General features: G+C 65.8%; 6 protein-coding genes. 3 read left to right on the top strand and 3 right to left on the bottom strand.

What is annotated here, in order from left to right; all coding sequences use genetic code 11:
- Positions 1 to 159: 159 nt before the first annotated feature.
- Both macA and U873_RS0121070 read left to right on the top strand, forming a co-directional pair.
- Positions 160 to 1,311, top strand: coding sequence for a macrolide transporter subunit MacA (macA, locus tag U873_RS0121075; protein ID WP_025130129.1), 1,152 nt, complete (start codon positions 160 to 162; stop codon positions 1,309 to 1,311).
- A 2-nt stretch (positions 1,312 to 1,313) separates the two neighbouring features.
- Positions 1,314 to 3,272 carry a MacB family efflux pump subunit gene (locus U873_RS0121070; protein WP_025130128.1) on the top strand — a complete coding sequence of 653 codons (1,959 nt, stop codon included), beginning with the start codon at positions 1,314 to 1,316 and terminating at the stop codon, positions 3,270 to 3,272.
- A gap of 166 nt (positions 3,273 to 3,438) precedes the next feature.
- Here the strand turns inward: U873_RS0121070 and U873_RS0121065 are convergent, their stop codons facing one another.
- Positions 3,439 to 4,218: a helix-turn-helix transcriptional regulator gene (locus U873_RS0121065; RefSeq protein WP_025130127.1), complete on the bottom strand. Its 780-nt coding sequence runs from the start codon at positions 4,216 to 4,218 to the stop codon at positions 3,439 to 3,441.
- Positions 4,219 to 4,620: 402 nt separating this feature from the next.
- Between U873_RS0121065 and U873_RS0121060 the strand changes: the two genes are divergently transcribed.
- Positions 4,621 to 5,040, top strand: coding sequence for a hypothetical protein (locus U873_RS0121060; protein WP_025130126.1), 420 nt, complete (start codon positions 4,621 to 4,623; stop codon positions 5,038 to 5,040).
- A 139-nt stretch (positions 5,041 to 5,179) separates the two neighbouring features.
- Here the strand turns inward: U873_RS0121060 and U873_RS0121055 are convergent, their stop codons facing one another.
- Both U873_RS0121055 and U873_RS0121050 read right to left on the bottom strand, forming a co-directional pair.
- Complete coding sequence (locus U873_RS0121055) at positions 5,180 to 5,593, bottom strand: VOC family protein (RefSeq protein ID WP_025130125.1); 414 nt, start codon at positions 5,591 to 5,593, stop codon at positions 5,180 to 5,182.
- A gap of 198 nt (positions 5,594 to 5,791) precedes the next feature.
- Entirely contained in the window at positions 5,792 to 7,258 is a 1,467-nt protein-coding gene (locus tag U873_RS0121050) for a GDL motif peptide-associated radical SAM/SPASM maturase (protein WP_025130124.1), read from the bottom strand.
- Positions 7,259 to 7,272 lie beyond the last annotated feature (14 nt).

Below are 7,272 nucleotides of genomic sequence, written 5' to 3'. Positions count from 1 at the left end.
GTCCCGGGGTGTCGGGGACGGTGGCGGGCGAGGTGCCCGCCACCGGCTGAGGCAGCCGTTTCATTCATCTGGAACACCGCTCACAACGGCAGCACGGTGTTTCGCAAGGGGCTTGCCGCTGGCCGGTGGAGCCCACCCTCAACGCACTTGTGGTCATCTATGGAAAAGTCGAAGTTTCGCAAAATCGGTATGGGGCTGTTGCTGGTGGTTGTGGCCGGGTTGATTTTCTATACGGTGCAGGCCCCGGCGCAGGCGCCGCAGTACCTGACGGCCAAGGTCGAGCGGGGGGATATCGAGAACGCGGTCCTGGCCTCCGGCCTGCTGGAGGGCATCAAGCAGGTGGATGTCGGGGCCCAGGTCTCGGGGCAGTTGAAGTCCCTCAAGGTCAAGGTCGGCGACAAGGTGAAGAAGGGCCAGTGGCTGGCGGAAATCGATCCGCTGGTGTTGCAGAACACCTTGCGCCAGGCCCAGGTCGACGAGGAGAACCTGCAGGCCAAGCGCCGCGCCACCGCGGCCCAGCTCAAGGAGACCAAGGCGATCTACGAGCGTTACCGTGACCTGCAGTCGGACGCCTCGATTTCCCAGCAGGATTACGAGACCGCCGAGTCCAACTACGAGGTGCAGCGGGCCAACCTGCTGTCCCTGGATGCGCAGATCAAGAGTGCCCATATCCAGATCGACACGGCCAAGGTCAACCTGGCCTACACCCGTATCATCGCGCCCATCGACGGCGACGTGGTGGGGGTGGTGACCCAGGAAGGCCAGACGGTGATCGCCAACCAGCTGGCGCCGGTGCTGCTGAAGCTGGCGGACCTGGACACCATGACCGTCAAGGCCCAGGTCTCGGAAGCCGACGTGATCCACATCGCCCCGGGCCAGCAGGTGTATTTCACCATCCTCGGCGAGGCCGAGAAGCGTTACTACGCCAAGCTGCGGGGCACTGAACCGGCGCCGCAGAACTTTCTCGAGACCCAGACCACCGGCACCCCCAAGCAGAACACCGCGGTGTTCTACAACGCCTTGTTCGATGTGCCCAACCCGGACCACCGGCTGCGCATCTCCATGACCGCCCAGGTGCGCATCGTCCTCGACACCGCCAAGGACGTGCTGATGGTGCCCGTGGCCGCCCTGGGCCCGCGCAATGCCGACGGCAGCTTCGCGGTGCGGGTGCTGGACGCCAAGGGCCATGCCCAGGCGCGCAACGTCAGCACCGGGATCAACAACAACGTCAAGGTGCAGATCAAGGACGGCCTGGCCGAGGGTGACAAGGTGGTGATCGGTGATCCGGTGCCCGGCACGGCAGGGGCCTGAGCATGACCCAGCCACTGTTGGAACTCATTGGCATCAGCCGCAGTTTCATTGCCGGGGAGCGAGAGTTCCTGGCCCTGAAGAACATCAACCTGAGCATCCAGGCCGGGGAAATGGTGGCGATCACCGGGGCCTCGGGGTCCGGCAAGTCGACCCTGATGAACATCCTCGGTTGCCTGGACTACGCCACCGCCGGCAGCTACAAGGTCAACGGCCGGGAAACCCGCGACCTCGATGACCAGGCCCTGGCGGAGCTGCGCCGCGACTACTTCGGCTTCATCTTCCAGCGCTACCACCTGTTGCCGCACCTGAGCGCGATGCACAACGTCGAGATGCCGGCGATCTACGCCGGCACCCCGCAAGTCAGGCGCCATGGCCGGGCCCGGGAGCTGCTGGCACGCCTGGGCCTGTCCGGGCACCTGAGCCACCGGCCCAACCAGCTGTCGGGGGGCCAGCAGCAGCGGGTGAGCATCGCCCGGGCGCTGATGAACGGCGGCGAGGTGATCCTCGCCGACGAACCCACCGGGGCCCTGGACACCAGCAGCGGCAAGGAGGTGATGCGCATCCTCCAGGAACTGCACGCCGCCGGGCACACAGTGATCATCGTCACCCACGACCCCAAGGTGGCGGCCAACGCCCAGCGCATCATCGAGGTGCGCGACGGCGAGATCGTCAGCGACCAGGCCAACCAGCGTCCGGCCGACGAGGCGCCGAGCGAGCCGCCGGTGACCGCGCGGCCGGCCGGTGCGCGGCGCCTGGTGGCCAGCCTGGGGCTGTTCAAGGAAGCCTTCGTGATGGCCTGGGTGGCACTGGTCTCGCACCGCATGCGCACCTTGCTGACCATGCTCGGGATCGTCATCGGCATCACCTCGGTGGTGTCCATCGTGGCCATCGGCGAGGGCGCCAAGCGCTACGTGCTCAAGGACATCCAGGCCATCGGCAGCAACACCATCGACATCTTTCCCGGGGCCAGCTTCGGCGACAGCCGGGCGGCGGCGATCCAGACCCTGATGCCCGCCGATGTGGCGGCCCTGAACCAGCTGTACTACGTCGACAGTGCCACGCCGATGGTCGGCCGCAGCCTGTTGCTGCGCTACGGCAACATCGACCTCAACGCCACGGTCAACGGCGTCAGCCACCTGTACTTCCAGGTGCGCGACATCAAGCTGGCGAGCGGCATTTCCTTCAGCGAGAACGATGCCCGGCGCCAGGCCCAGGTGGTGGTCATCGACCACAACACCCGCAACCGCCTGTTCGGCGCCGACGTGGACCCCCTGGGCCAGGTGATCCTGGTGGGCAACCTGCCGTGCACGGTGATCGGCGTGACCCGGGAGAACAAGAACATGTTCGCCGCCAGCAACCTGCTCAACGTCTGGGTGCCCTACGAGACCGCAGCCGGGCGGGTGCTCGGCCAGCGCCACCTGGACAGCATCAGCGTGCGGATCAAGGACGGCCAGCCGAGCAAGGTGGTGGAAGAACATGTGAAAAAGCTGATGGAGCAGCGCCACGGCACCAAGGACTTCTTCACCAACAACCTCGACAGCATCATGCAGACGGTGCAGCGCACCAGCCGTTCCCTGGCCCTGCTGCTGTCGTTGATCGCGGTGATTTCCCTGGTGGTGGGCGGCATCGGGGTGATGAACATCATGCTGGTGTCGGTCACCGAGCGAACCCGGGAGATCGGCATCCGCATGGCGGTGGGCGCGCGGCAATCGGACATCCGCCAGCAGTTCCTGGTGGAGGCGGTGATGGTCTGCCTGATCGGCGGGGCCATCGGCATCGCCTTGTCCTTCGCCATCGGCTACCTGTTCACCCTGTTCATCAAGGAATGGGAGATGGTGTTTTCCATGGGCTCGATCATTACCGCGTTCGCCTGTTCGACCCTGATCGGCATCGTCTTCGGCTTCGTGCCGGCGCGCAACGCCGCGCGGCTGGACCCGATCGAGGCCCTGGCCCGGGACTGAGAGCCTGGCCGCGGGGGGCGGACCGGCTTGGCGCGGATCGCTTTGCGTCCTTGGCCATGTCGCTGGTGCCGGGCATCGCCCGTGGAGGGTGAGCCGGTGCTGGGCGGGGCAAAAGGCCCCGCCGGCTTTCAGGGCCGGCGGGGCTGGGGATGGAACGGGCGCAGGATCAGGCCGGCGAGCTGTCGACCGGGGTGTCCTCGGGGGAGTACATCCAGCGCAGCAGGGAATGCCGGCCGCTGATGCCCAGCTTGATGGCCGCACGCTTGAGGTAGCTCTCCACCGTATTGACCTTGAGCTGGAACTGCTCGGCCAATTGCGGCGCGGTGCGTCCGGCCAGCAGCCCGACACAGACCTCCATCTCACGGTTGGACAGGCGCAAGCCGGTTTGTGCCAAGCGCTCGGCAAAGCGCTGGCGCAGGGTTTCCAGGCCCTCGATGGCGGCGCTGTCCTGCTCCGGCGAGGTGCCGCGCGGTTGCAGGGCGCTGATGTGTTTTTCCACCATGGGCAGCAACAGCGGCGAGATGTCCTCGAGCAGCAGGCGTTCCTGCTGGGAAAAGCGTTCGGCCTGGCCGCTGCGATACACCGAAAGCACGTAGTGGTACGAGTCTTTGCGGCCGGTCAGGTGCAACTGCGCCGGGGCGTCCTGGTCGCGGCGGTGCTGAGGGGGCGCGACGATGATGGACTCCAGGGGCTGCTCGGGGAATCCGGCCTGCAGCAGCGGGTCGTCAACGTCGATGAGGTCGCTGTACAACGGGTGCCGGGCCGGCACGCCGGCCTGCTCGGTTCGGGCGGCGGGGTGCTCCGGGTCGGCCCGCAACTGGGTGATATGGGTGGCGTCCACAGCCAGTTGGGTGAGTATCAGGTCGTGCAGCATGCGCGGAAAACTGCGGCTACCGGTGCTGGCGATGACCTTGCCAATGTGTGGAAACAGTACTTGTGAGTTCATCATTTCATCCATGAATGTGAAGTTTTTCTAGGCAGGTTGCCTTATAGCAACGAGTTTGGCGGGTGGTTGATTTACCTCCTGTTCAAGCGGATCGACAAAGGGTCGCCTCGTATCCTAGTACAGGGTTTTGGTGGCCGTTTGATGAACTGCGCAAAATCTGCCCACTGCGTCATCTGCGCTTGCTTGGGCAGAGCTGGAAAACGGTGGGGAGAGCCCCAGGTCCGGCAGGCTTGTGCTTGTCCCGAATGCGGCATTGTGGCGCCAGAGGCAAGGCGTTGCCAGTCTCGGCAAGGGCCTGCCACAACGCTGCCCGCGCGGTACTTCCCGGGCCTTGCTCGGCCTGCCTGGAACCTGTTGGCCCGGCTTTTGCTCTGCCGAGCTGACCAACCAGGGAGTAACGACATGATAGGAAGCACTTTTTCTTCACAGCCTTACGGTGTGGCCCTCAGACAGTCTCTGGAGAGCGGCACCCTGACCTCGGCGAAGATCCAGGTCGCCAACGCCACGCCGCAGATCCAGGCGCAGCTCGACGCGACCTTTGCCGAATCGGAGCGCAGCCTGGCCAACATGACCGCCTACCACCGGGCCAACCCCAGCTGGGCAAGCTTCGACACGGAAAACAACAGCGTCGCACTGCCCGATGTGCAGGGCCTGAACAAGAGCGACGCGGCCCATGTGCTCAAGGGCCTGCAGTACCTGATGGCGATCGGACGGCTGGACGGACAGAGCGTCAGCGCAAAAAACGGCAGCCAGGCCACCGACAGTGTCGCGGCCTACCAGGATTGGCTGCAGGCGCGCATCGGGGTCGATGTGCACGCCTAGGCCGCGACGCCCGCCGCGATCTTCCAGGGCTTGCTCACAGAGGCCATTGCACCGCTGCGGTTCCGCCCGTCGCCGTGCATTGGCACACCCGCTCCCGGTTGTGGCCGACTCGGCGCAACGCCGGGCAGCGGTCGTGGGGTTACTGGCTCTTCTCGCAGTTGACCATCCACGGCACGCCGAAACGGTCCACCAGCATGCCGAAGCGCTCGGCCCAGAAGGTCGCCTCCAGGGGCATCTGCACGGTGCCCTGGTGTGCCAGGGCGGCGAACACCCGTTCGGCTTCGCTGGCGCTGTCGATGTTGAGGGAAATCGAGCAGCCGTGGATGCCCTGGTAGGGCAGTTCGGGGGTGGTGTCCGAGCCCATCAGCAGCTGGCCGCCGACACTCAGTCGGGTGTGCATGATGCGTTCGTGACAGTCGGCCGAGAGATGCTCGCGAGCCGGGCTTTCGCCGAAGGTCATCATCATTTCCAGGGTGCCGTTCAGGCATTGGGCATAGAAGGTGAAGGCGGCCCGGCAGTCGCCGTTGAAGACCAGGTAGGGGTTGATTTTCATCTGCTGCTCCCGCTCGCAGGCGTCAGTCAGGGCAATGCCCCGGAGGAACCGACGGGCGCCAGGGCCTGCCGGAAGACCTTCCATAGCAAAGCCCCAATCGGCCGTGCACGGGAAGTTTTTTTAGACGTTTTTTCCATGACATGCACAGGGCTTAGCACCAGCCGCACCGACTCCGGTGCGGCTGGGGACAAGGCCGGGCTACAGGCGCGGCTGTTCCTGGGGCAGGCCGAGCAACTGGTGCAGGGTATTGATCAGCGCCTGCTGGCGCAGTCGGTCTTCCTGGTGCCGGGCCTCGGCCTCGGCGACATCGGCGTGGCAGTGGGGGCAAGTGCTCTCATGGGCATGGATGTACTGCAGGCACCCGCGACACAGGGCCAGGCGCGGCGGGATCCGGCCCTCCTCGGGAGAGGCCTGGCCCTGGTTGATCCAGGCCAGCTTGATCACCTGGCCGCTGTCGCTGACGCTGGACACCGCTTCGCCGGTGTCGATGCGTTCGGTGATCAGGTCGAAGCGCCCCACGGAAAAGGATGCCGGGCCGGCTTCTTCAAGCTTGACGATGCGTTCGCGCAGGCCCTTCTTCTGCAACTCCAGGGTCCGGTAGTGGCAGTAGGGGTTGTTGCCCGGCTTGCCCAGCAGCGAGTGCGAGGTCCAGGTGCAGCCGCCGCGGCAGACATCGTTGTAGTAGCAGCTGCGGCAGTAGCCCCAGAGGTCGTCCACCGAGCGCAGGCGGCCGAAATGGATGCCTTCGCTGTAGTGCCAGATATCGTGCAGGCTCATGCTGCGCACGTTGCCGCCGGAGAAGCCCACGGTGGCCAGGGACGGGCAGCCCTTGACTGTGCCATCGGCCTCCAGGGCCAGCACCGTCTGCCCGGCGGCGCAACCGCTCCAGTGCACGCGGTCGTCGCCGAAGCCGCGCCACATGTGTTCGTAGGGGCCGTAGTAGCCGATGTTGTTGCCCACATTCATCAGCAGCCCGCGCTCGCTGCCTTCGCGGTACAGGCGTGCCAGCAGCGGCATCACCTCCAGCAGCTGGTAGGGCTGCAACAGCAGCTCGGGATGATCCACGGCGTTGCCCATGGCCACCGTCAACTGGATCTGCCAGTGACTGGCGCCGGCGTCGATGATCAGCTCCATCAGGGCCGGCAGGTCGGGCAGGGTGGCGGCGCCGATCTGCGTGTTGACGCTGACCTTGAGCCCGGCCTGCTTGGCCCGGCGCAGGGTGTCCAGGGCCTTGTCGAAGGAGCCGGGCACGTTGCGCACCGCGTCATGCAGCGGCGCCAGGCCGTCCAGGGACACGCCGACGCCGTTGAGCCCGGCGTCCACCGCGGCCTGCATCTTGGCCGGGGTCAGGTTGCGCCCGCCGGTCTGGATCGCCACGTACATGCCGTGGTCGTGAATGGCCTGGATCAGCCGCGTCCAGTCCTTGCGCAAATAGGCTTCGCCACCGATCAGGGTCACCTCCCGGGTGCCCAGGGCGGCGATCGAGTCGATCACCGACAGGCATTCCTGGGTGTTCAGCTCGCCGGGGCGCCGATGGCCCGCGCGCGAGCCGCAATGCAGGCATTTCAGGTCGCAGGCGAGGGTGATTTCCCAGACCACGTGCACCGGTACATAGCGCTTGAGGTCGGTTTCGCTGAGGAAGCGGGCGGGGAGACTGTCTGACATGAAAGATCCTTGCG

The sequence above is a fragment of the Pseudomonas sp. PH1b genome (genome assembly GCF_000633395.1).
Classification (GTDB): domain Bacteria; phylum Pseudomonadota; class Gammaproteobacteria; order Pseudomonadales; family Pseudomonadaceae; genus Aquipseudomonas.
Note: the sequence above shows the minus strand (reverse complement) of the source record. Positions and strands in the feature narration are given on the sequence as shown.